The sequence below is a fragment of the Shimia sp. genome, from assembly GCF_022448905.1.
GTDB lineage: Bacteria > Pseudomonadota > Alphaproteobacteria > Rhodobacterales > Rhodobacteraceae > Shimia.
Genome location: NZ_JAKVCW010000020.1, coordinates 1 through 25341 on the forward strand (window position 1 = coordinate 1; position 25341 = coordinate 25341).

23 protein-coding genes are annotated in these 25341 nt (G+C 59.0%); 19 read left to right on the forward strand and 4 right to left on the reverse strand.

Translation table 11 applies throughout. The features are described from left to right. Positions 1–352: 352 nt before the first annotated feature. Positions 353–1216 carry a calcium-binding protein gene (locus MK208_RS18850; protein ID WP_294119119.1) on the forward strand — a complete coding sequence of 288 codons (864 nt, stop codon included), beginning with the start codon at positions 353–355 and terminating at the stop codon, positions 1214–1216. A gap of 143 nt (positions 1217–1359) precedes the next feature. On the opposite strand, the gene MK208_RS18855 is transcribed toward MK208_RS18850, so the two are convergent. After that, a complete protein-coding gene (locus tag MK208_RS18855; RefSeq protein ID WP_294119120.1) occupies positions 1360–3849 on the reverse strand; it encodes an ATP-binding protein in 2490 nt (829 codons plus the stop codon). Then, entirely contained in the window at positions 3849–4577 is a 729-nt protein-coding gene (locus MK208_RS18860) for a response regulator transcription factor (RefSeq protein WP_294119121.1), read from the reverse strand. Before MK208_RS18860 ends, MK208_RS18855 begins: the two co-directional genes overlap by 1 nt. A gap of 258 nt (positions 4578–4835) precedes the next feature. Here MK208_RS18860 and phnD point away from each other — a divergent pair, with 258 nt between their 5' ends. The 5 genes from phnD to MK208_RS18885 all read left to right on the forward strand — a co-directional run bounded on the left by phnD (position 4836) and on the right by MK208_RS18885 (position 9259). Continuing rightward, a complete protein-coding gene (gene phnD, locus MK208_RS18865) occupies positions 4836–5813 on the forward strand; it encodes a phosphate/phosphite/phosphonate ABC transporter substrate-binding protein (protein ID WP_294119124.1) in 978 nt (325 codons plus the stop codon). A gap of 114 nt (positions 5814–5927) precedes the next feature. Beyond that, the gene (phnC, locus tag MK208_RS18870) at positions 5928–6701 is read left to right on the forward strand and encodes a phosphonate ABC transporter ATP-binding protein (protein WP_294119125.1); all 774 of its coding nucleotides are present in this window, start codon (positions 5928–5930) and stop codon (positions 6699–6701) included. Further along, entirely contained in the window at positions 6698–7492 is a 795-nt protein-coding gene (phnE, locus tag MK208_RS18875) for a phosphonate ABC transporter, permease protein PhnE (RefSeq protein WP_294119127.1), read from the forward strand. The genes phnC and phnE (MK208_RS18875) overlap by 4 nt, the downstream gene beginning before the upstream one ends. After that, positions 7492–8301 (forward strand): phosphonate ABC transporter, permease protein PhnE, encoded by an 810-nt coding sequence (gene phnE / locus MK208_RS18880; protein WP_294119128.1) that lies wholly within the window; start codon positions 7492–7494, stop codon positions 8299–8301. Before phnE (MK208_RS18875) ends, phnE (MK208_RS18880) begins: the two co-directional genes overlap by 1 nt. A gap of 55 nt (positions 8302–8356) precedes the next feature. Beyond that, positions 8357–9259, forward strand: coding sequence for an HAD-IIA family hydrolase (locus tag MK208_RS18885; protein ID WP_294119130.1), 903 nt, complete (start codon positions 8357–8359; stop codon positions 9257–9259). A 24-nt stretch (positions 9260–9283) separates the two neighbouring features. Here the strand turns inward: MK208_RS18885 and MK208_RS18890 are convergent, their stop codons facing one another. Next, entirely contained in the window at positions 9284–10378 is a 1095-nt protein-coding gene (locus tag MK208_RS18890; RefSeq protein ID WP_294119131.1) for a Xaa-Pro peptidase family protein, read from the reverse strand. A gap of 361 nt (positions 10379–10739) precedes the next feature. Here MK208_RS18890 and MK208_RS18895 point away from each other — a divergent pair, with 361 nt between their 5' ends. The 9 genes from MK208_RS18895 (at position 10740) to MK208_RS18935 (ending at position 19033) form a co-directional block, all read left to right on the forward strand. Then, positions 10740–11540, forward strand: a complete 801-nt coding sequence (locus MK208_RS18895) for a transporter substrate-binding domain-containing protein (protein WP_294119132.1) — start codon at positions 10740–10742, stop codon at positions 11538–11540. Between the two features lie 66 nt (positions 11541–11606). Then, a complete protein-coding gene (locus MK208_RS18900; protein WP_294119133.1) occupies positions 11607–12269 on the forward strand; it encodes an amino acid ABC transporter permease in 663 nt (220 codons plus the stop codon). A 10-nt stretch (positions 12270–12279) separates the two neighbouring features. Further along, positions 12280–12942 (forward strand): amino acid ABC transporter permease, encoded by a 663-nt coding sequence (locus tag MK208_RS18905; RefSeq protein WP_294119135.1) that lies wholly within the window; start codon positions 12280–12282, stop codon positions 12940–12942. Next, positions 12939–13661, forward strand: coding sequence for an amino acid ABC transporter ATP-binding protein (locus tag MK208_RS18910; RefSeq protein ID WP_294119136.1), 723 nt, complete (start codon positions 12939–12941; stop codon positions 13659–13661). Before MK208_RS18905 ends, MK208_RS18910 begins: the two co-directional genes overlap by 4 nt. 31 nt (positions 13662–13692) lie before the next feature. Beyond that, on the forward strand, positions 13693–14652 hold the full coding sequence (locus MK208_RS18915) for a dihydrodipicolinate synthase family protein (RefSeq protein ID WP_294119137.1): 960 nt from the start codon (positions 13693–13695) through the stop codon (positions 14650–14652). After that, positions 14643–15575, forward strand: a complete 933-nt coding sequence (locus tag MK208_RS18920; protein WP_294119138.1) for a proline racemase family protein — start codon at positions 14643–14645, stop codon at positions 15573–15575. The genes MK208_RS18915 and MK208_RS18920 overlap by 10 nt, the downstream gene beginning before the upstream one ends. Positions 15576–15641: 66 nt before the next feature. After that, positions 15642–16880 (forward strand): FAD-dependent oxidoreductase, encoded by a 1239-nt coding sequence (locus MK208_RS18925; protein ID WP_294119139.1) that lies wholly within the window; start codon positions 15642–15644, stop codon positions 16878–16880. A 12-nt stretch (positions 16881–16892) separates the two neighbouring features. Continuing rightward, positions 16893–17996, forward strand: a complete 1104-nt coding sequence (locus tag MK208_RS18930) for a cis-3-hydroxy-L-proline dehydratase (RefSeq protein ID WP_294119140.1) — start codon at positions 16893–16895, stop codon at positions 17994–17996. A gap of 11 nt (positions 17997–18007) precedes the next feature. Next, positions 18008–19033: a proline racemase family protein gene (locus tag MK208_RS18935; protein ID WP_294119141.1), complete on the forward strand. Its 1026-nt coding sequence runs from the start codon at positions 18008–18010 to the stop codon at positions 19031–19033. 17 nt (positions 19034–19050) lie between these two features. Here the strand turns inward: MK208_RS18935 and MK208_RS18940 are convergent, their stop codons facing one another. Next, positions 19051–20067 (reverse strand): Ldh family oxidoreductase, encoded by a 1017-nt coding sequence (locus tag MK208_RS18940; protein WP_294119142.1) that lies wholly within the window; start codon positions 20065–20067, stop codon positions 19051–19053. Positions 20068–20224: 157 nt separating this feature from the next. Here MK208_RS18940 and MK208_RS18945 point away from each other — a divergent pair, with 157 nt between their 5' ends. From MK208_RS18945 to MK208_RS18960, 4 genes are all read left to right on the forward strand, one after another. Then, positions 20225–20902 carry a GntR family transcriptional regulator gene (locus MK208_RS18945; RefSeq protein WP_294119143.1) on the forward strand — a complete coding sequence of 226 codons (678 nt, stop codon included), beginning with the start codon at positions 20225–20227 and terminating at the stop codon, positions 20900–20902. A gap of 91 nt (positions 20903–20993) precedes the next feature. Next, positions 20994–22508, forward strand: coding sequence for an aldehyde dehydrogenase (NADP(+)) (locus MK208_RS18950; RefSeq protein ID WP_294119146.1), 1515 nt, complete (start codon positions 20994–20996; stop codon positions 22506–22508). A gap of 194 nt (positions 22509–22702) precedes the next feature. Next, a complete protein-coding gene (locus MK208_RS18955) occupies positions 22703–23659 on the forward strand; it encodes a helix-turn-helix domain-containing protein (RefSeq protein WP_294119148.1) in 957 nt (318 codons plus the stop codon). A 127-nt stretch (positions 23660–23786) separates the two neighbouring features. Beyond that, positions 23787–25310, forward strand: a complete 1524-nt coding sequence (locus MK208_RS18960; RefSeq protein ID WP_294119149.1) for an aldehyde dehydrogenase family protein — start codon at positions 23787–23789, stop codon at positions 25308–25310. Positions 25311–25341: the final 31 nt, after the last annotated feature.

Genomic DNA, 25341 nt, shown 5'->3' on the forward strand with positions numbered 1-25341 from the left:
TTCCTACCACCCCAGCCACTAATCTGAACATCAGCGCTTATCGACTCCGTGACAGTACATTGCCCCCCAATGTGCACCAAAATCACCCGCATCGAACGCCCCGCACGATGCCACACCTCGATAACCCAATCCTTTAAACTTGGCGCGTTGCCCGCGACCACCTCCCTGCGATCACACTTTTCCAACAAACAACTGCTTCCCACCAAGTATCCTCAATGGAAACTCACTGTCCCCACAAGCAAATGTGTCAATCTTTAGGCGACTTTGAATCAAAATTTTGCTACTCGTTGCGTATCCAAAAAACGATAGACACAGCTCTTTTGGTTTTTTCAGCATTTGAGGAGGCTACAAAATGCCAATTTTGACAATCGACGGCACCCATTTGTCCGACACCCTTTTGGTCAACGAAATCACTTATCCAGGCGCTTACACCGGGTTTCAAATTTCCGGCAATGAAGGCGACGATGTGATCACCGTTACGGGTTTACTACCAGCCGAAATCAACGGCGGCACAGGAAATGACACGTTGAGCGGTGGCCGAGCCAATGACACAATTGATGGTGGTGCCGGCAACGATGTGATCTTTGGCGGGCGCGGCGACGACCGCCTGCTCGGCGGCGACGGAAATGACATCATCAACGCTGGCAACGGTGCGGACGAGGTGTTCGGCGGCAGCGGCAATGATCTGCTGAATGGCGCCGGCGGGAATGATTATCTGGCCGGAGACCATGGGAACGACACTATCAATGGCGGCTCCGGCGACGATTTCATCTTTGGCAGCAAGGGTCACAATCTCCTGTCTGGCGGCGGCGGAAACGACACGGTCAACACGGGCGACCAAACCTCCACAGCAGATGGGGGCGAAGGGGATGATCTGATTGTCGCGCGCCTCAAAAAAGGCGGGGACCATATTCTAACTGGCGGGACCGGCGCGGACACGTTTGAGTTTATCTATCAGACCCATAAGAAAAGTTCCGATGTTGTTATCACCGACTTTGAACTTGGCGTTGATGATCTGATCATCGGCGGTCAGGATTCGCAAACTTGGCTTGAGAACAATCTGGCTTTTGCGGCCACATTTGGTCTGGACCTGGTGACGGAAGTTGACGGCAACACGGTTCTCAACATCGGCTCAAATGACTCGATCACTTTCGAAGGGATCTCTTTGGCCGAGGTTGAAACCTACTTCGAAGACATCGGGATCGCGCTCGGCTAAAATCCGAAAAATCGCAGTCAGATTGGGCAGCGCTCTTCCACTTTATGGCCGATGAAGTGGTCCGGTATTCATTTGGGCCACTTTGTTTTTGCGCAGGATCAACAGACAAAAAAACCGACAACAAGGTCAGCCTGCGAGTTAGCTCACTCCAGAATGCCCCGCCAATCTGTCTCTTGCACGGGCTTGGCCACACATCGCGGCTGTGGCCCGCCGGGAAGCGCGAGGCCTTGCGGCATATCACGTGTCGATATCAAAACCAACTTCGCTTCCGGAAACCGGCTGTACCCCATATTCAACAAGTCCCAACCGGACTGACCACTGTCCAGATTCAGGTCGCTGACCAGAAGTGCCAGGTCAGACAAATCGCCCAGCTTTGTGCATCCTTCGGCAAATGACTTAGCGGTGACCACGTCAAACCCCAGCTTCGCCAAATCTCGCGCGGTAGTGCGCAAGTAAACTGCGTCATCGTCAATGACCAAAGCACGCCCAACCGATGCGCCCTGTACAGTTAGGAGAACCTCCTCCCGATAAGGCGGAAAGCGCATACTCACTGTGGTCCCGTGGTCCTCATCACAGGCATTACTCTCCAGAAGTAATGCGCCGCCTGACTGGTGCACAAATCCGTCGACCATCGACAAGCCAAGCCCGGTACCGCCGCCGTCGGCACGCTGTGAAAAGAATGGCTCAGTTGCACGTCTGCGGACAGCCTCGCTCATACCGCGACCGGTGTCGCGTACAACCACCTCCGCCCCGCCACTCGCAGTGGCCCGCACCTGAACACTCACCAGGCCTGCGCCGTCAATCGCCTGTCCAGCATTGACACAAAGGTTGAGCACGGCGCTCTCCAACTGCCCTGGGTCAACCCGCGCGAACACAGGCTCGTCCGGCACGTCAACGGTCATGTCCACCGTTTCCGGCATGCCGATTTCCAACAAGTCGGCCATACCCTCAACCAATTGACCAACATCGGTGACTTGTGGTTCCAAGTGTTGCTTGCGCGCAAAGGCCAGCAGACGTTCGGTCAACGACACCCCAAGGTCCAGAGCCGAGCGGATGCGGGCCTGCAACTCCTTGGACCGTTCCGCATCCGCGTCCTCCAAGAGGTGTACATTGCCAGAAATACTCGACAGGATATTACCGAAGTCATGCGCCACTTCGCCTGACACCTTGCCCAATGCTTCCACACGACGGATTTCCTCAAGCCGCTGCTCCATGCGCTTGCGCTCGGTGGTTTCCGACAGCAGCCAGACCTCTTCGCCATTGGGCAGTGGCGAGCGGCGCAGTTCCAGCACATTGCCTGCTGGATCGATATACTCCTCAAACCCGCCATGCTCGCTGGCAGACGTTTGACGCTCAAAACTCGACTCAGAAATCAAATCAACCACTTTGACTTTTTCACCCGACTGAGCCGCAGGCAATCTCAGGAGCGCTCGTAGATTCGCGTTTTCTGCTTCGATCCACCCGCCCGCTGTGGCAATGGCCACCCCGTCTTTGATGTTGCGAAAAACACGGGAAAACAGCGCGTTCTGGTGCCCAACTTGACGCGTCCGCCGCTCCAGATTGCGCGCGCTCTCCCGAAACACGTGAAACGCCGCATACAACTGACCAATTTCATCATCCGGCGCCGGCCCTTTCGGGAGGTCCGTACGATGATTTCCCGCAGCCAAACTCCGCATCGCCGCCGCGATCAAATGCAAGTTGCGCGCGACGTAACGAGACACATAAAGCGACGAGGAAATTGCCACCATCAGGCTCACAACGGTCAGCGCCAAAAAAGCTTTCTTGGCAAAGGCAAGGTTGCTCGATGTTTCCTGCCGCGCCTGCGATAAACGTTCCTCCGCCTCAAACACTTGTACCGCTGCAAAGGTGCTCACCCGCTTCGTTTCCTGCCGAATACGAAACAAGGCATTCTCCGCATCCAACCGCGCGGCCAAATCACGATGCTTTAGAACAAACAGGCTTTCGCTGCGACGCGTGGCCGCCTCAATTTCTGCCAAGGTTGCCTCATGCATCGGGCTCACTGTCCGCAGCGCCGCATCACGTTGCTTGCTGTACCGGCGGCTGAACTCTCCAAGCTCGATCAAGGCGATGGCCCGCCCGGCACCTAGGGCGCTTGCCGTCAACTGCTGCAACGCGGCCCAGACTTCACGTTCCGCCAAAGGCAACGCCTTGTCACTGGCCAACCGGCGCACCCGTTGGTTCAGGCGTTCCAAGTCCCGGTCAATTGCCGCCAGTTCCGCCTGCCGGGCGGTCTGCGGCGTCAATGCATTTGTCAGGTCGTCGATGGCCAATCGCAACCGCGCCACCGGCAAATCCAGCGCAGCATCTCCAGCCGACAAAGCTTCAACCCGGTTCAGGTTTTCGAGAACCTTGTTCCTTTCCTGCTCCAACTGAAACGGAGGAAACAACGCATGCAGGAAGGGTGCAGAGGTCGCGAGATCTGCGGATTCTCGCGACAGGTCCAAGGCGTCAGACACCTCCGCCAAGGTTTCCTTGTGCAAGACGTTCATCCAGAGCTCGGTACGATTTAGGACTAGAATGCCGATCAGGCTAACCAGCAGGATCAACCCAAACAGAACAGCAATGGCGGCAGACAGGCGAAACCGCACACTCAAGCGCGCCAGTACCGACATTACAGCGTTTCCGCGCCAAGGTTAAAAATGTAACCCTGCGCCCGCCGTGTCTGCAAATGCACAGGCTTTGACGGCACAGGCTCAATCTTTCGTCTCAATCGCAAGATCAAAACATCAATGGTGCGGTCCACATAGCGCTCCACATCTGAGCCCAGCTCCTTGAGAAGTTCTGGCCTCGGGATCACCCGATTGGGATTGCGAGCAAAATACTCTAACAGACGATACTCCGCGTTGGTGAGAGGAACCTCTTCGCCTTCCCGATCCAAGAGCCGACGGGATTGCACATCAATCCGCATATCTCGAAAGGCAATCCCCTGCCCGCTTGCGACACTTGGTTTGGCGGTGCCATGCCCGTAGCGCCGCAGGACGGCCCGAATGCGGGCCACCAACTCGCGCGGATTAAACGGCTTGATCAGATAGTCATCCGCGCCGGTTTCCAGCCCGATGATCTTGTCAATCTCGTCCCCCACACCGGTCAGCATCACGATCGGGATCTCATAGCGTTCCCGTATGTGGATCGCCAAGGTCAAGCCGGACTCTCCGCGCAGTCGCAAGTCGATCAGGGCCATATCGATATGTGGCGGATCTCCCAGCGCCATGAAGGCCGCAATGTCAGGACAACAGACCGCGCCGAACCCGCTGTCCCGCATCAAAGCGGACAGAGTGTCACGTACGCTCTCGTCATCATCCACGATCGCAATGAGCGGCTCGGCCTGGCCCGTAATCATGAAACCTCATCCCGCGGCATTTTGTGGCCAATGGGTGTTCCCATTGACCAAGTGTTTTGAATCAGTTCCGCAGATCATGACAGATTGTAAGTCGGCGCGCGCGGCTTTGTAACACTGTTAACATTAAACCCTTGTTTCGTCTGTTCCGTTAACACAAGCCTGCTCGCGGGCAAGCTCGCCACTCTCCTAAGCTGCTCTGGTCAGCGCCTTGCCTTGGGGCCAATGTTCCACACGGCATGCGTTATAAGGGAGGATACCATGACACCAATTTTTACCCGCGCCGCGACGGCTTTGGGCATCCTGTCGGTCAGCGCCTTTGCCGCTGCTGCCAATTGTGCAGATCGGGGCGCTTTGGACGAGCTTTACTGTGACGCCAATGGCGATCTGGTTGCGGACACGCCAACCGATCCGGCCGAGTTGCGCAACCCGGACACACTGGTTTTTGCTTACACCCCGGTTGAAGACCCCGCCGTTTATGCTGACATCTGGGCACCGTTTATTACCCATATGGAAGACGTGACTGGTAAAGGCGTGCAGTTCTTCGCCGTGCAATCCAACTCCGCCGAAGTCGAAGCCATGCGCTCTGGTCGCTTGCACGTTGCAGGCTTCTCCACTGGCCCAACACCATTTGCGGTGAACCTCGCCGGTGCTGTGCCCTTTGCCATCATGGGCGCCGAGGATGGCCAGTTCGGCTATAAACTGCAGGTCTTCACGCAGGCCGACAGCGACATCCAAGCGGTCAAAGACCTCGCAGGCCGCCGCGTTGCGCATACCTCGCCCACCTCCAACTCCGGCAACCAAGCGCCTCGCGCGTTGTTCCCATCCTTGGGTGTCGAGCCGGACAAGGACTACGAAGTGACTTATTCTGGCTCCCATGACCAATCCATGCTGGGTGTTGTGGCTGGTGACTATGATGCGGCTCCAGTGGCTTCCGAAGTGGTGGAGCGCATGGCGGAACGCGGTCTCTATGATCCCAAAGACGTGCGTATGGTCTGGGAAAGCGATCCGTTCCCAACCACGTCTTTCACCGTGGCCCACAACCTGGACCCGGAACTGTCCGAAAAGATCAAAGAGGCCTTCTTCACCTTTGAATTCTCCGGCACCAAACTGGGCGAAGAATTTGCCGGTGTGAGCAAGTTCATCCCAATCACTTACAAGGATCAGTGGGCGGTCATCCGTCAGATCCAGAGTTCCAACGGCGTGGAATACACCCCGCAGGGTCTCGCAGGTAAGTAACTAAATCACCAAACAAAGCCCGGATAGCGCGCATCGCTGTCCGGGCCTTTTCGGCCCTGTGTGCGATCAGACACCGCGTCACAGGTAAAGCCGCGCTATGCCCGAGAGACCGCAATGCTAAAAATATCAAAACTCACAAAACGTTACGGCTCGGGCGACCCCGTGCTCAAAGAACTCGACTTGACTGTCGAAGGCGATCAACTGACCTCAGTCATCGGCTCGTCAGGCGCCGGCAAAAGCACGCTGCTGCGCTGTATCAACCGGCTGGTTGAACCCACATCTGGCTCCGTTGATTTGAACGGCACAGAGTTCACCGCCCTAAAGGGGCGCGAGCTACGCACGGCGCGGCGTCGTATCGGCATGGTGTTCCAAAGCTTCAACCTGATCGACCGCTTGACCGTGATGGAAAACGTGCAATCCGGTCGCCTTGGTTACATCTCCACCTGGGCGGCCCTCACCCGCCGCTACCCCCGCGAAGACATCCGCCACGCCTATGAGTTGATGGAACGAGTTGGTATTGCCCATTACGCCGATCGCCGAGCCGACGAGCTGTCCGGCGGCGAGCGTCAAAGGGTCGGCGTGGTCCGCGCACTGATGCAACGCCCGGAAATCCTGCTGGCGGATGAACCCACCGCTTCACTTGATCCCAAAACCTCCGAGCAAATCATGTCACTCCTGCGCGACCTGGCGTCAGAATTGAAGCTCCCGGTGATCATAAACATCCACAATGTCACCGAAGCCAAAGAATACAGCGACCGCATAGTTGGCATGCGCTATGGCCGCATCATCTTTGACGACCTGCCGGGCAAGCTGACCCAATCCGAGATGGATGAAATATACGCTGGCGTACCCGCGATGGACCGTGCCGAAGTGGGAGCCGTGGCATGAGCACAGCCAAAGACACTTGGCGCAAACCGCCCTTCATAGCCAACCCGCTCTTGCGCTATGGGCTCTACAGCGCGGTGGCGATCTACGTCATCTTAACAATGACCACCCTGCCGATTGACTGGGACCGCGTGTCTGACGGCATGCGCCGTGCACAACGCATCTTCAGCGGAGCGTTTCCTCCGAGTTTTGAGCGCTCTGGCCTGCTGATAGACGGTTTTCTGGAAAGCCTGAAAATCGCCATCCTCGCCACCGTGGGCGGCATCCTACTCTCAGTACCCCTCGCCTTCATGGCGGCCCGTAACATTGCCATCAAACCAGTCTACTTTCTGGGCCGCGGCATCATCATTGTCGCGCGCAGCTTCCACCCGGTCATCGTCGCCATCATCTTTGTGAAAGCCGTCGGCTTTGGACCCTTTGCAGGCGCGCTTACGCTGGTGGTCTACTCCATCGGCTTTGTTGCCAAACTTCTGGCGGAACGCATCGAGGAAATCGACTTTGGTCAGGTCGAAGCCATGCGCTCTGTGGGCGCTGGCTACCTCGCAACGCTTGTCTACGCAGTCTTCCCGCAGATCATGCCCCGCCTTGTCGGCCTTGGCATCTATCAACTCGACAGCAATCTGCGTGCCTCCGCCGTGGTCGGCATCGTTGGCGCAGGCGGCATCGGAGCCACCTTGGCCAATGCCTTTGGCCGGTACGACTATGACTTCGCGCTCGCCATCACCATGGTCATCGTCAGCGTCATCCTCATTTCAGAGGCAATCAGCGGCTTTATCAGAAAACGGATTGCATGATGAACAGCCAAGCAATGCAACACACGCTTGACCACTGGTCCCGCTTCACCCTGAAACAACGCCTCATGCGCTACGGTGGCTTCGCCCTCACCCTGCTTGTGGTCGCCTGGGCGCTTTCCAGTATCAATGTGATCTGGGAATGGGTCTGGGACGCGCCAGCCCAAATGGGTGATCTCTTTGGCCGTATGATGCCGCCGGACCCCAGCAATCTGCCATCTATCTTGGAGGCGATCTGGCAGACCGTGAACATCGCCACGCTGGCCACGATGTTTGCCGTCGTGGTTGCCCTGCCCGTGGCGTATATCTCGGCCCAGAACACCACGCCCAACCGGCTTTGCCTGTGGATCGGCCGCTTCATTCTGGTCTCGTCCCGCTCGGTCAACACCATCATCTGGGCGCTGCTGTTTGTGGCCATCTTCGGCCCCGGCATTGTTGCGGGTATTGTCGCGATCATGTTCCGGTCCATCGGCTTTCTCGGCAAACTGCTCGGCGAAGCCATTGAGGAAATTGACACAAAACCGGTTGAAGCGCTGGAAGCCTGCGGCGCTTCGCGGTTCAAAATTGTGCTCTATGCCATTGTGCCTCAGGTCATGCCTGCCTTCTTCGCCGTCGCGATCCTCCGCTGGGACATCAACTTGCGGGAATCCACCGTGTTGGGCCTCGTCGGCGCAGGTGGCATTGGCATGATCCTGCAAGGGGCCATCGACACTTTCAACTGGCCGGAGGTCTCCATGGTGTTGCTCACCATCCTCGCGCTGGTGGTCTTTGGCGAAGTCGTCTCTTCCTACTTGCGCAAGAAAATCCTCTGACCTTACAACGGCGGCCGACACCCTCGGCCGCCTTTTTTCTTTTCGGACGCAACTTATGATCGACACGCAAACGGCGTTTGACCGCTACGAAAGCCTGCGCGACGCGCTGCCTTCCGCAACCTTTCCGACCAGGTCCCAAACGGGCCGCGACCTCAGCGACACCACCGCGCACTATGACGCTTACATACTGGATGCCTTCGGCGTCCTGAACCGAGGTGAAACCGCCATCGAAGGCGCGGTAGAACGCATAGCGGACCTGCGCGCCGCGGGCAAACGGCTGATTGTTTTGACCAACGCCGCCAGCTACACGCGCGTGGACATCCTCGCAAAGTACCATCGTTTCGGCTTTGACTTCACCGCCGACGACGTGGTCTCAAGTCGCGATGTGGCCTTCGCAAACCTGCCTAAGCTGGCAGACGGTAAAGTCTGGGCAGCAATCTCTGCAGAAGGAGATGACTTCAGCGACACCCCCGCCTCTGCCAACATCGAAGACCTGATCGCCAACCCGGATCTCTTTGGCACTGCAGGCGGCTTCCTGTTCCTCTCCACGGCCCGCTGGATAGACACAGACACAGCCGCCTTAAGCCAAGCCCTCAAAGCCAATCCCCGCCCATTGGTGGTTGCCAATCCAGACCTTGTCGCGCCACGTGAAGACGGCTTGACCATCGAACCCGGCATTATTGCCCACGACATTCTTGCGCAGACCGGCACAGATGCTGTGTTTTATGGCAAACCGTATGACAACGCCTTTGAAAGCGCACTGGCACGTTTGGACGGCATCCCTCGCCACCGCATCGCTATGGTCGGCGACACGTTGCACACCGATGTGCTTGGCGGGGCCGCAGCGGGCATCGGCACCATCCTGATCACCGATCATGGCCTATTCAAAGGCTTCGACGTCGCGCCTTACATCAAACTGTCCGGCATTCAACCGGACTGGATTATCTCAACAACTTAAAGCGTTACAGAAGGGGGGCGCGTTTCAGCGCCCCACAATCAACAACTCTTTGGGGAACGACGTCAACGCCCGCACGCCCTCGGCCGTGACCAGCATGTCGTCCTCAATCCGCACACCAAAGTTGCCCAGATCATACAGCCCCGGCTCATTGGTCCAGACCATGCCCTCCCGCATCACCTCGTGGTTTCCGCGCATGATGTAAGGCGCCTCATGCACCTCCCGGCCCAAACCATGTCCGGTCTTGGTACGGATGCGATCCGCAAAGGGCGAAGCCTCCAACACACCGGTGACAGAATCATCAATCTCGTGTGCCGTGACTCCGGGTTTGGTCACCTCAAAACCCCGCAAGTTGGCGGCCAAAACGGTCTCATAAACCGCCCGCCCCTCGTCGCTCACGTCGCCCACAAAAACAGTGCGCGTGATGTCCGCTGCAAAACCATCTTTGCGCGCGCCAAAGTCGAACAACAGCGCGTCACCTTCTTGCACCGCATAGTCAGCCCGCGCCTTGCCATGTGGTCGCGCCGTGTTGTCGCCCGCCACAACAATCGGCGAAAATGCCAGATCATCCGCCCCTTCAGCAAACAGCGCCTGTATCAAGGCACTCTCGATCTGCTTTTCCGTCTGCCCAATCCGGACACCCTCCAGCACCCGGCTTAATGCGCGCTCGGACACATCAATGGCAGACTGAAGGGCTGCCACATCCGCTTCCGTCTTAATCACCCGCAAACCAGAAATCGCTTTCTCGCCGTCCACAATGTGCAAATTCGGCTGTGCCTTGGTTAGCGCCACCTGCACAAACACCCGCATCACCTGCCCCTCCAAGGCCAGGGAACCAATATTGAGGTGCTCGGCTAATGCGGCAAAGGCCGCGTCATACCCATCCTGATCGCGCCAATCAAACACCGCGCCATCAAAATCCACCAACGCCCAGCTGCCTAATTCCAGGTTAGGCACAATCGCCGCTGGCGCACCCTCCGCAGGGATCACCGCCAGAAATGGGCGTTCATGGCTCATAAAAGGCTTCCCGAAGGCACGGGTGAAATTTGGCCCTGGCACCAACGCCACAGCATCCACATTCAGATCCCGCGCCACTTGGCGATATTCGGACAGGTTCGACATTTTGATCTCCTGAAAACACTCGATTCAGCGCAGCGCGTGAGTTTTTGGATACAATATCCTCAAATCATCTCCGGGCACAATCACCATAAGAAAGCCAACGCGACGATCCAAGGAATCGCGCGAGTAAGCGGCTACTAACTGCGGGTTTGGCCCACTGCTTCCCGCTTCACGGACGTCCATCGTTTCCAAAGACGTGAAAATTTCAGCCCACCCCCACCAATAGAAAATCAATCATTTTCATAACCTTAAATGTACCCCCTCTCCAATCTACCGCGCCTCATGCGTTCTCTCGCAAATTTTATATTGGATTTTGTATCCAATTTATCCTAGCACTCGGTCCACCAACTTTTGGGAGGACCCTATGCTTAAGAAACTTGCTGCCATCGCAGCACTCACCACCTTCGCCGCCATTCCGGCCAAAGCGGACACTCTTGATGACGTCGTTGATCGCGGCACCCTACGCTGCGGTGTGGTGCTCGATTTTCCGCCTATCGGCTACCGTGACGCCAACAACGAGCCAGCCGGCTTTGACGTCGACTACTGCAACGACCTCGCCGCCGCGCTGGAAGTGGAAGCCGAAGTGCTACCAGTGACCTGGGCGGAGCGTCTGCCAGTGATTGTCACTGGCCGCGCAGACGTTGTGTTTGGTGCAACCTCTGACAGCCTCGCCCGCGCCCGCACCGTCGGCTTCACCATCCCTTACGCGATCTATTACGCCCAAGGCGTGGTGAACGCAGACAGCGGCATCGAAACCTTCGAAGACATCCGCGGCAAACGCGTCGCCGCCGCCATCGGCACCGTGCCAGAGCAGGAATGGCTGAAAATCGCCGCCGAATGGGGCGAAGAGGGCAACTATCAGGGCTACCAATCCGAAAACGAAGTCTTCCTGGCGGTAGCACAGGGCAAAGCCGACATCGGCATCACCACCAACACCGCCGTTCTGCCAATCACGCAGCAGTATGACACCGTTGTGGCCGGCCCACGTATGCCTTGGACCACAGACTACACCTCCGTTGTGGGCAAGCGTGAAGACGTAACTTGGCTGAACTACCTCAACCTGTTTGTGACTCATCAGGTGCGCTCCGGCCGCTACAGCGAACTGTGGGGCAAATACGTCGGCGGCGAAGCGCCAGAGCTGCGCATCCCAGGCGTGATGTACTGATCCACCACTCCCTAAAACCCGCCCCCGTCCTGTCCAAACTGGGCGGGGGCAACGGGAACACTCCTCATGTTTGACTATAATTTCCATTGGCGACCGGTGATGAAAAGCCTGCCAGATCTGCTTGAGGCGGCTTTGCTGACCTTGCAGGTGGCGGTGCTGGCCATGATCCTTGGCATCATCATCGGCCTCTGCCTGGCGCTCATCCGCCTCAACATGCGCGGCCCGTTGCGCTGGATCGCCTCCACCTGGGTCGAACTGGCCCGCAACACCCCTGCCCTGTTTCAACTCTTCTTCTTCGGCTTTGGTCTTGGCGCCTTTGGCCTGCACCTCTCACCGTACATGATTGTGCTCGCTGGTCTGACCTTCAACTGCGCGGGGTACCTGGCAGAGAACTTCCGCGGCGGTTTTCAAGCGGTGCCAGACACACAAATCCGCGCCTCGCGCAGCCTCGGCATGACCGCCTGGCAAGCCTACACCCGCATCGTGATCCCGCAGGTGTTCCGCATCGTCTACCACCCGATCACCAACCAAATGGTCTGGGCTGTGCTCATGTCCTCTCTGGGCATGTTGGTGGGCTTCCGCGAACTCTCCGGTGAGACACAGTTCTTTGCCTCCCGCACGTTCCGGATTTTCGAATACTTCGCCGTCACCGCGGTCATCTACTACGTGATCGTGAAACTCATCCTCGGAGCCTCCCGCCTACTGGCGACCCGGCTCTTCCGGTACTGAGGAGCGCCCCATGGAACCTACTGTCAGCTTCTTCAGCGGCTTTGCTCCCAAAGACCTCCTGTTTCTTGGCGAAGCCGCCCTACGCACCATGTGGATTTCGGTCCTGTCGATCTCCATCGGCACTGTACTAGGCGTGATCTTCGGTTGGATTTTGTACGAAGGCAAATGGGCCGCCGCTCTGACTGTTGCCCCCATTCTGGACGTCTTTCGCTCCGTGCCCCTGATCATCCAACTGGTGCTGTTTTACAATTTCGCACCAATCGTGGGGCTCAACCTCGATCCCTTTGCCTCAGGCGTGGTGATCCTCACGATCTACACCGCCTCGCTTGTGGCCAACGTCGCCCGTGGCGGCATTGAGGCTGTGCAACCCTCCATGCGCCGTGCCGCGCGCAGCCTGGGCATGAGCTACTGGCAAGACCTGCGCCATGTGGTGCTGCCCATCGGCGGCCGCGCCGTATTCCCCGCTTGGGTCGGTGTGGCGCTCGGCGTGATGAAAGACAGCGCGCTGGTCTCGGTACTTGGCTACGTCGAGTTGCTCAAGGCCAGCCAGATCCTGATCACCCGGACACAGGAACCCTTCCTCATCCTCACACTCGCTGGCGCCTTCTACTTCGCGCTCAGCTACCCAATTTCGCGCTACGCCGCGTCGCTTGAAAGAAAGTGGGCCCAATGATCGAAATTCATGACCTGCACAAATACTTTGGCTCCCTGCATGTGCTCAAAGGCATCAACCTGAACGTCGAGAAAGGCGAAGTTCTCTCCGTCATCGGCGCATCGGGTTCGGGCAAATCCACCCTGCTCTATTGCATCAACGGTTTGGAACCGGTGCAACAGGGCAAAGTCGTGGTCGATGGCACCGACGTGCACGCCAAAGGCACCGACATCAACAAACTGCGCCAGCAACTGGGCATGGTGTTTCAACAATGGAACAGCTTCCCGCACCTGACAGCATTGGAAAATGTCGCCCTCGCGCCCAAAATCGTGAAAGGCAAATCCAAAGCCGAAGCCCGCGAAATCGCCGCGCAACAGCTCAAACACGTGGGTCTGGGCGAGAAACTCGACGTCTACCCGTCGGCTCTCTCCGGTGGTCAACAGCAACGTTTGGCTATCGCCCGCGCCCTCGCGATGGAGCCGGAGTACATGCTTTTTGACGAAGCCACCTCCGCGCTTGACCCGGAGTTGGTGGGCGAAGTGCTCGAAACCATGCGCATGCTGGCCGAAGAAGGCATGACCATGATCTGCGTCACCCACGAAATGGGCTTTGCCCGCGACGTGAGCGACCGCGTCGCCTTCTTCCACCAGGGCGTGATGGAAGAGATCGGCCCACCCGAGCAGATTTTCGGCACCCCACAATCTGAACACACCCAAAAATTTCTCGCCAACGTGCGCTAACCCCGCACGCAAGACCAAAAAGGCTCAAGCTATGACCAATAATATCTTCTCCGGCACCATGCCGGCCCTCATGACCCCGTGCAAAGCCGACCGCACCCCGGATTACGACGCGCTTGTGAAAAAAGGCCACGACATGATCGCGGCGGGTATGTCCGCCGTTGTCTACTGCGGCTCCATGGGCGACTGGCCCCTACTGACCGACGAGGAGCGCATGACCGGTGTGGAACGTCTGGTTGAGGCGGGCATCCCCGTGGTGGTTGGCACCGGCGCCATCAACTCCAAATCCGCCGTTGCCCACGCTGCGCACGCGCAAAAAGTTGGCGCCGTTGGCTTGATGGTCATCCCGCGTGTGCTGTCTCGCAGCTCTTCCATCGCAGCGCAGAAGAACCACTTCAAAGCCATCCTTGAGGCCGCACCAGATGTGCCAGCCATCATCTACAACAGTCCAGTCTACGGCTTCGCCACCCGTGCTGAGCTGTTCTTCGCCCTGCGCGCAGAGCACAAAAACCTGATTGGTTTCAAAGAGTTTGGCGGCAAAGACGATCTGCGTTACGCGGCAGAACACATCACCTCGCAAGACGATCAGGTCACCTTGATGGTCGGCGTGGACACCGAAGTCTACCACGGCTTTGTCAACTGTGGCGCCACCGGCTCCATCACTGGCATTGGCACCGCCCTGCCCAAAGAAGCCCTGCTGCTCGCCGCCCTGTCGCAGAAAGCTGCCGCAGGTCACGCCGAAGCCCGTATGCGTGCCAAGGAACTGGAAGAGGCCTTTGGCGTTCTGGCCAGCTTTGATGAAGGCACCGATCTGGTCCTCTACTACAAGTACCTGCTCGTGCTGAACGGCGAGGAAGAATACCGCCTGCACTTCAACGAAACCGACATTCTGAGCGACGCCCAGCGCAACTACTGCGAACAGCAATACAGCCTGTTCCGCACCTGGTTTGCCGATTGGTCCAAGCAAGGCGGAGTCATCGCTGAATGCATGTGATCGACAGCCATACAGGGGGAGAGCCCACACGGGTGATCCTGGACGGGGGGCCGGATCTGGGGACCGGCTCCCTTGCGGAGCGCGCCCGCCGCCTCGCCACGGAGCATGAGGAATTCTATCTCTCTGTCATGCGCGAGCCGCGTGGCCAACCCGCTATGGTGGGCGCGCTGCTTGTTGAACCCGTGGACCCCACCTGTGTGGCCGGTGTCATCTATTTTGACATGGGCGCCGTGCTTGGCATGTGCGGCCATGGCACCATTGGCCTTACTGTGACGCTGGCCCATCTGGGGCGCATCACCCCCGGTGTGCATCGCATCGAAACCCCGGCCGGTGTGGTGGAGGTGGAGTTGAGCGACGCCAACACTGTCACCGTGCGCAATGTCGAAAGCCGTCGTGTGCGCAAACAGGTGCATTTGGACGTGCCCGCGTATGGCGCTGTTACCGGTGACGTGGCCTATGGCGGCAACTGGTTCTTCATTCTTGATCCCAGCCCGCTGCCTGTGAACATCGGCAACATTCGGGCCTTGACCGACATGGGCATCGCCATTCGCGAAGCCGCCATCGCGGTCGGTGCAGGTGGAGAGAACGGCGAACCAATCGATCACGTGATTTTTCAGGGCGAAGCGCCGGAGAAAGGCGTGCACAGCCGAAACTTCGTGCTGTGCCCGGATGACACCTATGATCGCTCGCCCTGTGGCACGGGCAGCTCGGCCCGCTTGGCCTGCTTGGCTGCAGACAACCGCTTGGCGCCAGGTGAAGAGATCGTGCAGCACAGCGTGATCGGCAGCCCCTACACGTTGTCTTACCAAACCGGCCCCAACGGTGGCGTGATCCCCTCCATCACAGGACAAGCCTTTGTCACCGCACAAAGCACCATCCTGTTTGAAACCAAAGACCCGTTCAAACACGGCATCGCGCACTAGCGCCTTCCGGACAGACATCCCGCCTCGTGCCTGTCCGGTTCCTCCCTCTCACGACAGGTCACAGGCATGACAAACGATATCATCGTCATTGGCGCCGGCATCATCGGCATCTCCACCGCACTGGAACTGCAACGTCGCGGCCATCAGGTCCGTGTTCTGGATCGCAGCGGTATTGCGGCGGAAGCCTCCCAAGGGAACGCAGGCGCCTTTGCCTTTACCGATATTGTCCCGCTCGCCACCCCCGGCATCATGCGCAAAGCTCCCAAATGGCTGCTTGATCCGCTTGGCCCCCTGTCGATTCCACCTGCCTACGCTCTGAAAATCGCTCCTTGGATGCTCCGCTTTTGGCGTGCCAGCTGGCAAGACCGCTACACCGCCTCGGTGGATGCCCAAACCCGGTTGATGACCCATTCCCGCGCTGCTCTGGAGCGTCAGATCACCGCCACAAATGGCGAAGACATGATGCAGCGCGAAGGCCAGTTACAACTCTATGAAGGCGAAAAAGAGTTCCGCGCCAGCCTGCCCGGTTGGGAGCTGCGCCGCGCACATGGCATCGACTTTCAAATGCTCGAAAGCCCCGACGCCATCGCAGAAATCCAACCTGGGCTTGATCCGAGGTTCACCCATGCGATGTTCACTCCCGGCTGGATGAACACAGTTGATCCTCAAGCCTGGACACAGCATCTCGCCAAAGCATTTCTCGCGCTTGGTGGTCATATCGACACTGCAACCATTCACGCGCTGAAATGCCATGATAGCGCCGCCGTTGTGCACACCGAAAACGGCCCCATCACCGCCCCCAAAGTGATTGTGGCGGCAGGAGCTTGGTCCCATCACCTCGCCCATACTATGGGCGACAAAATCCCGCTTGAAACAGAACGCGGCTACAACACCACGCTGCCTGCAGGCGCCTTCCCGCTGCGCACCCACTTGACCTTTGGTGGGCACGGATTTGTGGTGACCAAGATCAACGGCGGCGTCCGCGTCGGCGGTGCTGTGGAACTTGGCGGCCTCAAACTCAAACCCAACTACAAACGCGCCGACACACTTCTGCACAAAGCGGCCAAGTTCATGCCTGCGCTGGACACGTCTGGCGGCAAGCAATGGATGGGCTGCCGCCCCTCTTTGCCAGACAGCCTGCCCGTCATCGGCCCCTCCGCACGCAGCAGCAACATCCTCTACGCTTTTGGCCACGGCCACCTCGGCCTCACCCAATCCGCTGGCACCGCCGAACTGATCGCGGATCTCGTGGACAACGCCTCACCCGCCATACCTCTGACCGCCTATGCGGCCACCCGTTTCTGAAGGAGCGCCCTTATGAAAATCACCGGTTTCAACGTCTACCAAGTGGACCTGCCTCTGAAAGAAGGCCGCTATAACTGGTCCAACGGCAACTTCATCGAGGTCTTTGACAGCACAGTGCTGGAAATCCTCACTGATGAAGGCCTCAAAGGCTACGCTGAGTGCTGCCCACTGGGCTCCGCTTATCTGCCGTCTTTTGCCAAAGGCGTGCGTGCTGGCCTTGCCGAACTGGCCCCCCACCTCATTGGTCAGGACCCGCTCAACATTGGCGCCATCAACCGCACCATGGACGCCGCCCTGCGCGGTCACCCCTATGCCAAAGCCCCAGTCGACATCGCCTGCTGGGACTTGCTGGGCAAAGCCACCCTGTTGCCAGTCTACACCCTGCTGGGCGGTGCCGCGCAAGACGACGTTGTGCTCTACCGCGCCATCAGCCAGGAAGACCCGGATGTCATGGCCAAAAAAATCGAAAGCTATGCCGCCGAAGGCTACACCAAGTTCCAACTCAAAGTGGGCGGTGAAGCCAATGACGACATTGACCGCATCCGCGCCACCCGCGCTGTTCTGAAGAAAACCGATCAGTTGGTGGCCGACGCCAATACCGGTTGGACCCGTCATGAAGCCGCCCGGGTTGTAAACGCCGTGTCCGATCTCGACGTCTATATCGAACAGCCCTGCCTGACCTATGAGGAAAGCGTCTCGATCCGCCGCCGCACCTCTCTGCCCTTTGTGATGGACGAGGTCATCGACACGCCCAACACCCTGGTGAAAGGCATTGCTGAAGACGCGATGGACGCCATCAACCTGAAAATCTCCAAGGTCGGCGGCCTCACCAAGGCCCGCCAGATGCGGGACCTCTGCGTGGCGCATGGCATCCCCATGACGATTGAGGACACCTGGGGCGGCGACATCACCACCGCAGCCATTGCCCATCTCGCACGTTCCACCCCCGCGGAATTCACTTTCTCCGCGACAGACTTCAACTCTTACGGCACAGTCACCATCGCCGAGGGTGCACCGGAGCGTAAGAATGGCCGCATGACCGCACCGGACACGCGAGGCCTTGGCATCACACCTGTGTTTGACGCTCTCGGCGAGCCAGTCGCCACCTACCGCTGAAGGACCACATAATGCGCAGCAGCAAAACCATCCACGTGATCTCCGCCCATGCTGAAGGCGAAGTGGGCGACGTGATTGTCGGTGGCGTAACCCAGCCACCGGGCGACACCATCTGGGAGCAACGCAGCTTCATTGCCAAAGATCAAACCCTGCGGAACTTCGTCCTAAACGAACCGCGTGGTGGTGTCTTCCGCCATGTGAACCTGCTGGTACCGCCCAAACATCCGGACGCCGACGCCGCCTGGATCATTATGGAGCCCGAGGACACGCCCCCCATGTCTGGCTCCAACTCGATTTGCGTTTCCACGGTGCTTCTGGACAGTGGCATCATCCCGATGCAGGAACCGGAAACCCACATGACGCTGGAGGCCCCCGGCGGTTTGGTCAAAGTCCGTGCTGAATGCAAAGACGGCAAGGCGCAGCGTATCTTTGTGCAAAACCTGCCCAGCTTTGCCGACAAAATTGGCGTTCCGCTGGACGTACCGGGTCACGGCACAATCACGGTGGACACGGCCTATGGCGGCGACAGCTTTGTGGTTGTCGACGCCTCCGCGCTTGGCTTTGACATTGTGGAACACGAGGCCAAAGACATCGCGCGTCTGGGTGTCGCCATCACCAACGCCGCAAACGACCAGCTTGGTTTCACGCACCCGGAAAATACGGATTGGGACCACATCTCTTTCTGCGCGTTCTGCGGCCCCCTCTCCCGCACAGAGACAGGCCTCACGGGCAAATCTGCCGTGGCTATTCAGCCGGGCAAAGTGGACCGTTCCCCCACTGGCACAGCTGTCTCCGCCCGCATGGCCCTTATGGCCGCCAAGGGGCAGATGAAACCCAACGAGACCTTTGAAGCGATGTCCATCATTGGCTCCCGCTTCTCCGGCCGCATCGTGGAAAGCACATCCGTTGGCGACCGCCCAGCCATTGTCCCGGAAATCTCTGGCCGCGGCTGGGTGACCGGCATACATCAACACATGTTGGACCCGGACGATCCCTGGCCCACAGGCTACCGCCTGAGCGACACCTGGGGCGCATAAAACAGGCTGGGCGGCCCTTAGCCGCCCAGTGTCTTCAGATCCTCAAGAAGCGCCTTTGGCACCTCAACATATCCGCGCTCCGAATTGCGAGCCCGCGCCTCAAACCGGCGTTGAGACGGCAGCCGCGCGCCTTGCTCCAGAATATCTGCAAACAACCGCTCAGCCCGCGCATCATTATCCGCCACACGCCCACCGCTCAGGTGATACGGGTCAAACGCCAGAATGATCTGGCCATGATAGGGCGCTCCTCCCTGCCCTTCGGCAAAGGCCATGCTTTCCGCACTGGTGAGATCATCAATCAGCGGCCCGGCCATCAACTCAATCATGATCGACAGCGCGGAGCCTTTGTAGCCGCCAAAGGTCAGCATCGCGCCATCCAACGCTGCCTGCGGGTCAGTGGTATAATTGCCCTCGGCATCTACCGCCACGCCTTCCGGCAATGGTTTGCCCGCGCGCAAATACAGCTCGATCTCCCCTCGCGCAAAGCCGCTGGTGGCAAAGTCAAACGTAAACGGGTCTTTGCCCGCACGCGGCCAGGAAAACGCCAGGGGATTGGTCCCTAGCGTCCCTCGTTTGCCGCCCGCAGGCGCAACCCAGGAATGGCTCGGCACCATAGAAAGACCAGCCAGCCCTTCTTCGGACAACCGCTCCACTTCCGGCCAAAGGGCCGAAAAGTGGAAACAGTTGTTCACCGCCATGGCCGCCATGCCAAATTTGCGCGCTTTTTCGATCAACAGCGGCATCGCCTCGTTCACCGCCAGAATAGACATCGCATTCCGCGCATCCACCCGCACAATGGCCCCGTCGGACGGATCAATATGCGGCAAGGCATGGCCGTCGATCTTGCCCGCCTTCATGGTCTGGTGACACATGAACAAGCGAAACAAACCGTGGGACTGACAATCATCGCGCTGACACTGATACAGCATCGAGGCAATCGCCGCGGCATGGCGCGGACCATAGCCCACGTCTGACAAGGTTTGCACCGAAAGCGCACGCACCCCTTCCAGCGGCAACTGAACCATGTCCGTCATTCCAAGGTCTCCCAATCTGAGTAAGTGGATATTGGATACAATAGACTCTTCCCTATTCTCAAGCCCTAAAACCACGATCCAGCTGCAAATCCTGTTGGAAAATCAGCGCCCAGCCGGTAGTTGTATCCAAAACACACCTTAGAACGAGGGACACGGCATGGCTGGAAAGCGCGCGGTTACCAAACAAAGTCTGCCAGAGATGATCGCCAACGATCTGCGCGAGCGCATCCTCAGCGGCGACATGTCGGAAGGTGAGCCGATCCGTCAGGAAGCCCTCGCGGAGGAATACGACGTGTCCCGCATGCCGATCCGCGAGGCCCTCAAACGCTTGAACGCCGAAGGCCTCATCCAATGGGCCAACAACCGTGGCGGCACGGTTACCAAGCATTCTATTGCCGAGATTGGCGAAATTTTTGATCTGCGTATCCTGATCGAGACCGACCTGTTCCGCCGCGCGATCCCTTTGATGTCTTTAGCAGATTTCAGTCTTTGTGAGAAAATCCTCGATCAAATGGAAACCTCTTATGATGAGGATGACGTGTCCCGCTGGGGCACACTCAATCACGAATATCACGGCGCGCTTTATGCCGCTGCGGGTCGTGGCCTAACCAAAGACATCCTGGACCGTATCAACGTTCAATCAGACCGCTACGTGCGCCTACATCTCAGCGTCATGGAACAACGGGAACCGGCCAAGGAAGAGCACCGCAATCTGCTCAAACTGGCGCGGGATCGGAATGTGGACGCCGCTTGTGATCTTCTGGCGGCCCATATCGAGCGCACCAAAACTGAGCTTCTGGAACTGATCGAAGCCAAACGCGCCATCGAAACCTAAGACACAAGCGCATTTTGCCGGATCGGACTTGCACGCGCTACTAAATTGGATACAATATCCATAACTGAGTTTTTTTAACAGCGAGTCCCACATGACTTTTGTTCCTCACGGCAACCACCTCATTGCTGGCACCTGGGTGTCGGGCGACACCAAATTTCCATCCGAGCCTGCGCATGGCCCCGCGCATGACTTCTCTGTCGGCACCGTCGACAACGTAGACGCCGCTGTGCAAGCGGCCGAAGACGCGTTCTGGAGTTTTGGCTACTCCACCCGCGCCGAGCGCGCCGCATTTCTGAACGCCATTGCCGATGAAATCGAGGCCCGCGCCGAGGCAATCACCCGGATTGGAACGCAAGAAACCGGCCTGCCCGAAGCCCGCCTGCAAGGCGAACGCGGTCGCACCACCGGACAGCTGCGCCTGTTTGCGGAGCACATCCTCAAAGGCGACTTCCTCGACCTGCGCCACGACCCCGCCTTGCCGGACCGTGCGCCCCTGCCACGGCCCGAGCTCAAAATGATGCAGCGTCCCATTGGCCCTGTCGCCGTGTTTGGCGCTTCCAACTTCCCGCTGGCCTTCTCCACCGCCGGAGGCGACACCGCCGCCGCATTGGCTGCCGGCTGCCCCGTTGTGGTCAAAGGCCACTCCGCCCACCCAGGCACCGGTGAAATCATCGCCGAAGCCATCCACGCGGCCATCAAGTCCTGCGACATCCATCCCGGCGTCTTCAGCCTGATTCAGGGCGGCAACCGCGCCGTTGGGTCTGCCTTGGTGCAACACCCGCTGATCAAAGCGGTGGGTTTCACCGGCTCCCTCGCCGGTGGCCGTGCCCTGTTTGACCTATGCGCCTCCCGCCCTGAACCGATCCCCTTCTTTGGCGAACTCGGCTCCGTGAACCCGATGTTCATCTTTGAAAACGCGCTGGCCAACCGCCATGCGGAACTGGCAACCGGCTGGGCTGGCTCCCTCACCATGGGTGCGGGCCAATTCTGCACCAACCCCGGCATTGCCGTTGTTCTGGCTGGCAAAGATGCTGAAACCTTCGCACAGGAAGCCACCACCGCACTGGCTGATCAGCCAGAGCAAACCATGCTCACCGACGGCATCGCCGCCGCCTACCGCAAAGGTCAAACGCTTGTGGCCGAAACAACCGGCGTTCAGGAACTGCTGAAAACCAGCTGCGACCTGCGCGGCGCCACGCCGTATCTCTACCAGACCACCGCACAGAACTGGCTCGCCAACGAGGTGCTGGGCGAGGAAGTGTTTGGCCCGCTGGGCGTGATCCTGGCGGCGGAGAACCTCGACGAGATGCGAGCCGTCGCCAAACAGCTTCAAGGCCAGCTTACCTGCACCCTGCACATGGACGACGCCGACACCGCAGCCGCGCAAAGCCTGCTGCCCATTCTGGAACGCAAAGCAGGTCGCATTCTGGCCAATGGATTCCCAACCGGCGTTGAAGTCAGTGACACCATGGTGCACGGCGGCCCTTATCCGGCCTCCACAAACTTCGGTGCCACCTCTGTCGGCACCCTGTCCATCCGCCGTTTCCTGCGTCCGGTGTGCTACCAAAACCTGCCCGCAGCGCTGGACCCAACCAGACTAACCTAAGATCCGGCCAACCGGACCTATCCCAAAGACACCTCCCCAAGGGCGGCATCTCGCAAAGATGTCGCCCTTTTTTTGCGCCGCGCCCGCGCCTTTGGTCGCAGTTGCACTTCTCCCGCTTTCCAGTAGCTTACCAACCAGACCCGCAGCCAGTTTCAGCCAGCCCCCCTGTTCGTTACACATTCGGAGCGACCCTCATGCGCCCCATTTCCCATGTTGACCGCGTTCTGGACGCTGCCTTTTCATCCTCTGCCGCCGCACACTCCCGCCTCGCCGCAAGCTGGCGCCGCTCCGCCCACAAACATGGGCTGGATCCGGCCTCCAAACGCGACGTTGCGCGTGTGACCCAGGACTGCCTCAAGGACCGCCGCGCGGCGCTCGACACCTTTATGACTGTGGCCGCCCCACGCCTGGACGCGCTTTATGCACTGGTCGGCCAATCCGGTTGCGGGGTGTTTTTGTCTGACGCCAAAGGCGTGATCCTCGACCAACGGCTCAGCGACGCCGACGCGCCAACCTTCGACCACTGGGGCCTGTGCAACGGCGCGGATTGGAGCGAAGCCCAGGAAGGCACCAACGGCATTGGCACCTGCCTCACCGAAGGCCGCCGCCTCATCATCCACCGAGATGAACATTTCTTTGCCCGCAACACCGCGATGAGCTGCATCGACGCGCCAATCTACGGCAGCGACGGGTCGATTGTCGCCGCCCTCGATGTGTCATCCGCCCGCGCGGATCAAACCGAAGCCTTCAACCGCCTAATCGCCGCCCAAGTGGCTCAGACCGCCCGCGCCATCGAAGAAGCCCACTTCCGCGCCACTTTTCCCAACGCCCGCATTGTCGTCGCCGAAAGCGAAGACGCCGAAGCCGCCACCCTTCTGGCCATCGACAGCGACGATCTGGTGGTCGGCGCCACCCGCGAGGCCCGCCGGGTGTTTGGCATAGAAAGCAGCCCCGCACTCACGCCGCGCCCCGCCGCAGACATCCTGGGGCGCGAAGACGGCCCCACCGGGTTTGAGAAAGCCGAACGCGCCGCCGTGGTGCGGGCCATCGCCCGTGCGGACGGCAACATCAGCCAGGCAGCGCGCCAACTCGGTATTGGCCGCGCTACGCTCTATCGCCGCATGAAACGCCTCGGCCTTAACGAAACGTAATCGAATGTGTCTCGCCCCTGAGACACATTAAGACCTCGACCTTCTCTACCGCAGTGACCGCCTTTTTGGCCTGCGCCATCCTCCCGGCAATCCGATCGGAGGAGATCGGACCTAGAGGAGGACCACTATGAACGACATGACACACACCGAGGCTGGCACTTACGTCTCACCGTTTGCAGATCGCTACTACAACTTCATTGGCGGCGAATTTGTTGCACCGGTTAACGGCCGCTACTTTGACAACGTCACCCCGATCACCGGCGAGAAAGTCTGCGAAGTCGCCCGCTCCGACGCAGCCGACATCGAAAAAGCGCTGGACGCCGCGTACGCCGCCAAGGACGCCTGGGGCAAAACTTCCGCGGCTGAGCGATCCAACCTACTGTTGAAAGTCGCGGACGCCATCGATGCCAACCTTGAACGTCTGGCCCAAGCGGAAACCTGGGACAACGGCAAGCCAATCCGCGAAACAATGGCAGCGGACATTCCATTGTCTGCCGACCACTTCCGTTACTTCGCAGGCGTGCTGCGCGGTCAGGAAGGCAACATGTCCGAAATCGACGCGGACACCGTGGCCTATCACTTCCACGAGCCACTGGGCGTTGTTGGCCAGATCATCCCATGGAACTTCTCCATCCTGATGGCCGCCTGGAAACTGGCACCCGCTCTGGCCGCCGGCAACTGCATCGTGCTGAAGCCAGCAGAGCAGACCCCTGCCGCGATCATGATCCTCGCGGAAATTATGGCCGAGTACCTGCCTTCTGGCGTCCTGAACATTGTGAACGGCTACGGTGTAGAAGTGGGCGCCCCACTGGCCAGCTCCAAGCGCATCGCCAAGATCGCTTTCACCGGCTCCACCGCGACCGGCAAGAAAATCATGGCCGCCGCCACGGACAACTTGATCCCGGTCACTTTGGAATTGGGCGGCAAATCGCCAAACATCTTCTTCTCCGATGTCATGGCCAAAGACGACGCCTTCCTCGACAAAGCGGTCGAAGGCTTTGTGCTCTTTGCCTTCAACCAAGGCGAAGTCTGCACTTGCCCGTCCCGTGCGTTGATCCAAGAAGACATCTACGAAGAGTTCATTAAACGCGCGATTGCCCGGGTGGAAGCCATCAAACAAGGTGACCCACGCAACCCGGAAACCATGGTGGGCGCGCAGGCCTCTGTAGAGCAGCAAGAGAAAATCCTCTCCTACCTGACCATCGGTGTGGAAGAAGGCGCCGAAGTGCTGACCGGCGGCGCAGCAGCCAAATTCAACGGCGAGCTTGCGGGCGGCAACTACATCCAGCCAACCATACTGAAGGGCCACAATAAGATGCGCGTCTTCCAGGAAGAGATCTTTGGCCCGGTTGTCTCCGTGACCACGTTCAAAGACGAAGAAGAGGCGCTCGCGATTGCCAATGACACTATGTACGGTCTTGGCGCCGGAGTCTGGTCGCGTGACGCCAACACCTGCTATCGCTTTGGCCGCGCCATCGAGGCAGGACGCGTCTGGGTGAACAACTACCATGCCTACCCGGCCCACGCGGCCTTCGGTGGCTACAAGCAGTCCGGAATTGGCCGTGAGACCCACAAGATGATGCTGGACCACTACCAGCAGACCAAGAATATCCTGATGAGCTACAACCCAAACAAGTTGGGCTTCTTCTAGGATCTCCTAACCCGTGAGGAGACTTCCCCCG

Coding starts and splice junctions, on each gene's coding strand:
- MK208_RS18905 (WP_294119135.1), top strand. CDS start 12,280: ATGGAACCTACTGTCAGCTTCTTCAGCGGCTTTGCTCCCAAAGACCTC.
- MK208_RS18935 (WP_294119141.1), top strand. CDS start 18,008: ATGCGCAGCAGCAAAACCATCCACGTGATCTCCGCCCATGCTGAAGGC.
- MK208_RS18925 (WP_294119139.1), top strand. CDS start 15,642: ATGACAAACGATATCATCGTCATTGGCGCCGGCATCATCGGCATCTCC.
- MK208_RS18890 (WP_294119131.1), bottom strand. CDS start 10,378: ATGTCGAACCTGTCCGAATATCGCCAAGTGGCGCGGGATCTGAATGTG.
- phnD (WP_294119124.1), top strand. CDS start 4,836: ATGACACCAATTTTTACCCGCGCCGCGACGGCTTTGGGCATCCTGTCG.
- MK208_RS18855 (WP_294119120.1), bottom strand. CDS start 3,849: ATGTCGGTACTGGCGCGCTTGAGTGTGCGGTTTCGCCTGTCTGCCGCC.
- MK208_RS18910 (WP_294119136.1), top strand. CDS start 12,939: ATGATCGAAATTCATGACCTGCACAAATACTTTGGCTCCCTGCATGTG.
- phnE (WP_294119128.1), top strand. CDS start 7,492: ATGAACAGCCAAGCAATGCAACACACGCTTGACCACTGGTCCCGCTTC.
- MK208_RS18920 (WP_294119138.1), top strand. CDS start 14,643: ATGCATGTGATCGACAGCCATACAGGGGGAGAGCCCACACGGGTGATC.
- MK208_RS18895 (WP_294119132.1), top strand. CDS start 10,740: ATGCTTAAGAAACTTGCTGCCATCGCAGCACTCACCACCTTCGCCGCC.
- MK208_RS18955 (WP_294119148.1), top strand. CDS start 22,703: ATGCGCCCCATTTCCCATGTTGACCGCGTTCTGGACGCTGCCTTTTCA.
- MK208_RS18930 (WP_294119140.1), top strand. CDS start 16,893: ATGAAAATCACCGGTTTCAACGTCTACCAAGTGGACCTGCCTCTGAAA.
- MK208_RS18960 (WP_294119149.1), top strand. CDS start 23,787: ATGAACGACATGACACACACCGAGGCTGGCACTTACGTCTCACCGTTT.
- MK208_RS18885 (WP_294119130.1), top strand. CDS start 8,357: ATGATCGACACGCAAACGGCGTTTGACCGCTACGAAAGCCTGCGCGAC.
- MK208_RS18900 (WP_294119133.1), top strand. CDS start 11,607: ATGTTTGACTATAATTTCCATTGGCGACCGGTGATGAAAAGCCTGCCA.
- MK208_RS18850 (WP_294119119.1), top strand. CDS start 353: ATGCCAATTTTGACAATCGACGGCACCCATTTGTCCGACACCCTTTTG.
- phnC (WP_294119125.1), top strand. CDS start 5,928: ATGCTAAAAATATCAAAACTCACAAAACGTTACGGCTCGGGCGACCCC.
- phnE (WP_294119127.1), top strand. CDS start 6,698: ATGAGCACAGCCAAAGACACTTGGCGCAAACCGCCCTTCATAGCCAAC.
- MK208_RS18860 (WP_294119121.1), bottom strand. CDS start 4,577: ATGATTACGGGCCAGGCCGAGCCGCTCATTGCGATCGTGGATGATGAC.
- MK208_RS18950 (WP_294119146.1), top strand. CDS start 20,994: ATGACTTTTGTTCCTCACGGCAACCACCTCATTGCTGGCACCTGGGTG.
- MK208_RS18945 (WP_294119143.1), top strand. CDS start 20,225: ATGGCTGGAAAGCGCGCGGTTACCAAACAAAGTCTGCCAGAGATGATC.
- MK208_RS18915 (WP_294119137.1), top strand. CDS start 13,693: ATGACCAATAATATCTTCTCCGGCACCATGCCGGCCCTCATGACCCCG.
- MK208_RS18940 (WP_294119142.1), bottom strand. CDS start 20,067: ATGACGGACATGGTTCAGTTGCCGCTGGAAGGGGTGCGTGCGCTTTCG.